The organism is Streptomyces sp. NPDC057743, from assembly GCF_042798755.1.
Classification (GTDB): domain Bacteria; phylum Actinomycetota; class Actinomycetes; order Streptomycetales; family Streptomycetaceae; genus Streptomyces.
Map to the genome: position 1 here is coordinate 1 of NZ_JBHVJX010000105.1, position 3,082 is coordinate 3,082.

Genomic DNA, 3,082 nt, shown 5'->3' on the forward strand with positions numbered 1-3,082 from the left:
CCCTTGATCGTCGGAGCTTCGTTGCGTGTAGGACGGGCGTTGCGAGAGACCGTCATGATGCTGTGACCTGCGGGTTTACTGGCCCTCCAGGACTAAGAATTGGCCCTGGTGGCCGTTACGGACCACGAAACGGCGGCCGGACTCGTCGCCCCGGCCCGCCAATTCGGCTATGTACTGGTTGACTTCGACTTCCAGTGCGACGGCGAACATCCGCCTCGCGCCCTCCCGGACGATGTCGTCCATCAAGGAGCCGGTATCGGTGACTCCGTCTTCGTCGACTACGTCGGGCACGGGCGTGCCTTCCCAGCCCGCGGTGCAACGCGGGCCTGCTCGGTGACCCTTGAGTCGATCACCTGGGAAGGTACGCCCTCGGTACCTCGCAGAACATACCAGCCCAGGCCGGCCACAGGTCCTGAGCGTTGCTCAACCGGATCTGGCCACCTGGCGACCGGGCATACATCCCCTCAGCCAGAAGCACCTATCCGGTTACGATCACCGCACCTCCCGCCTCAACTTGATATCGCCCCGCCGGGAGCTGGACGAGATCACCGGGCTGGCCCGGCCGCTGATGCCCGCGCGGAGGCAGCCCGCCCGGATCAGCCGCGCGCATCCGTCGGCGTGGCCCGCCTCCCAGCCCTCGCCGGGGCTACGACCTCTTCAGCTCGTTCAGTCTGGCCGCGTAGGCTGCGGCGATCCGGGCGGTTTCCTGCGGGTCGGCATACTCCAAGTGCCGCTGGTCCTCGAGCGCGGCCTGACGCCCGGCCTTCAGCACTTCCACACGTTCCTCGTCAGGCACCGGAGCGCGGCGTTCGGCGATGAGCTCAGTGTTGTACCGGCTCACCACGTCCCGGACGATGTCGAACGCCTGCTGCTCCATCTCGCCTTCTAGGCCGGAGAACTCAGGGCTGGGGGTGTCGGACACGGCACGCCCCTTTCTGTTGATCTTGGTTGGAAGCGGTTATTGTCCCCTGCCGGATCCGGCACGGCACCCCGCCACGCCCCGAGGCCGGCCCTGCGGAACCCCTCGAGCTGTCTCTCAACTCGGCCAGGGCGGTGGAGTGCGGCCCTCGGACAGGAACTGGCTGTGCGTCAGAAACACGCCGGCCGCCACGAGGCGGGGTCCGTACTGCACCGGGGCATTCACTCCATCCGGAGCCACAGCACGAGCGGTCCTGCCGCAGACGCACCGGCAGGTTACCGGCCGGTGCTCGCTGACCTCCACGCCAATGCGCTCGGGCAGGTCGAAGAGCCTGACGCCGCTCAGTTCTGGCCTGAGGTTCCCCCGAGATGCGAAGGAAGTTGACAGCGGGCCAGATGGGACTCATGAGAGGACCTGTGATCACGGCTGCACCCAGAAAGTACTCGCTGGAGTTGCGTGAGCGTGCGGTACGGATGTATCGCACCTCCGATCCGAAGCCGCAGATCAAGCGACCAACACCGTTGCGTTATGCGGTGGGTGAGGTAGTCCAGGGGCTTTGGGCCTGCAAATTGTGGGGCGTTGTGCCCTGACGTGAAGCAACGGGACTCCGGTAGATCGTCTTGCGACCAAGCTTGATGATCTTGAGGAGTCCCGTTGCAGGAGAAGTCTGTCATCACGCGGAGGGTTGAGGTGGCGCGGGGTGTGTTCGCGCCGGGGCATCTGGGCGAGTTGACGCAGATCATCGATTTCGCGCTGGTGGACGCGGTGTTGGAGGAGACGGGCACCGTGGAGAAGAGGGTGCGGCTGCTCCCGTCGCGGGTGGTGGTGTACTTCGTGCTCGCGCTGGCCCTGTTCGAGGACTGCTCGTATCGGACTGCCTGGGGCAAGCTGGTGGCCTCGCTGGACTCCTTGCCCCTGGTATGGCCGAGTGCGTCGGCACTGTCACGGGCCAGGCGCCGGATCGGTTCAGCGCCGCTGAGGCGGCTGTTCGAGGCCTTGTCCGGGCCGGTCGCCCGCCGCGGTGCTCCGGGCGTCTTCTACCGAGGCCTGCGCACCGTCGCTATCGACGGCACCCACCTGCATGTCCCCAACGAGGAGGCCGTGACCTGGCATTATCCCAAACGGCAGGGTAAGAAGCTGGAGTTCGGCTACCCACTGCTGCGTCTGCTGGTCCTCGTCGAGTGCGGCACCCGGGCCGTCCTCGCGGCCTGCTTCGGTCCCGAGGACACCGGCGAACTGCCCTACGCCCAGCGGCTGCTGGGCTGCCTGGATTCCTCGATGCTGCTGTTGGCGGACGCCGGCTTCGATGCCGTGGAGTTCCTGCGGGAGATGGGCGGCACCGGTGCGCGGTTCCTGGTGCGCTCCTCCGCCCGACGCTGCCCGACCCTCCAGCGTCACCTACCTGGCTCGCCTGTCCGCTCCCTACCAGGCCGGCCGGGGCTACGGGACGCTGCCGGTGCGCGTCATCGAGGCCACCGTGACCATCACCCTGGCCGACGGCACCGTCCGCACCCAGCAGTGGCGACTCCTCACCAACCTGCTGGACCCCGCCCGCTATCCGGCCACTGAACTCGTGGACCTCTACCACCGCAGATGGCAGGTGGAGACCGTCTACTTCTCCATCAAGGCTACCATGCTCGATGGCCGCGTCCTGCGCTCCCGCAGCACCGACGGCCTCGACCAGGAGGTCTACGCCCTGCTCACCACCTACCAGGCCCTGACCCGCGCCGACGGCGACGCCCTGACGACACGGCCCGACATCCCCCACGAACGCATCAGCTTCACCGTCCTGCTCAGCACCGCCGCCGACACCGTCACCACCGCCCACGGCATCTTCCCCGAGCCGACTGACCAGGCCACCGCGATCGGCCAGGCCATCCTGGACAACCTCCTGCCCGCCCACCGCCGCCGACGCGCCAAAGCCCGCACCCACAAAAACCCCACCAGCAAGTACGCACCCAACACCGGACAACACCCCCAGCAACCCCAGAACTACACCATCTGCACCGCCATCACGTTCTTCGAGCACGTCCTCAACAGCCTCACACGGCACTAACGCAACGGCGTTGATCAAGTGACTGGCTGTCGATCTCGGCGTGCATCCCGAGGCTCTGCGCGGCTGGATCCGCCAGGCCGAGGCGGATGCCGGCGAGCGCGCTGACC

At 67.1% G+C, this 3,082-nt stretch carries 4 protein-coding genes; 2 read left to right on the plus strand and 2 right to left on the minus strand.

The window, feature by feature from the left end:
• Positions 1-75: 75 nt before the first annotated feature.
• Together ACFVFQ_RS38555 and ACFVFQ_RS38560 are read right to left on the minus strand one after the other, a co-directional pair.
• Positions 76-291, minus strand: coding sequence for a hypothetical protein (locus ACFVFQ_RS38555; protein ID WP_383425370.1), 216 nt, complete (start codon positions 289-291; stop codon positions 76-78).
• Between the two features lie 355 nt (positions 292-646).
• The gene (locus tag ACFVFQ_RS38560; protein ID WP_383425372.1) at positions 647-922 is read right to left on the minus strand and encodes a hypothetical protein; all 276 of its coding nucleotides are present in this window, start codon (positions 920-922) and stop codon (positions 647-649) included.
• Positions 923-1,573: 651 nt separating this feature from the next.
• Here ACFVFQ_RS38560 and ACFVFQ_RS38565 point away from each other — a divergent pair.
• Positions 1,574-2,488, plus strand: coding sequence for an IS4 family transposase (locus ACFVFQ_RS38565; RefSeq protein WP_383425374.1), 915 nt, complete (start codon positions 1,574-1,576; stop codon positions 2,486-2,488).
• Positions 2,397-2,975 carry a transposase gene (locus ACFVFQ_RS38570; RefSeq protein ID WP_383425376.1) on the plus strand — a complete coding sequence of 193 codons (579 nt, stop codon included), beginning with the start codon at positions 2,397-2,399 and terminating at the stop codon, positions 2,973-2,975. Before ACFVFQ_RS38565 ends, ACFVFQ_RS38570 begins: the two co-directional genes overlap by 92 nt.
• The last annotated feature ends 107 nt before the right edge of the window (positions 2,976-3,082 follow it).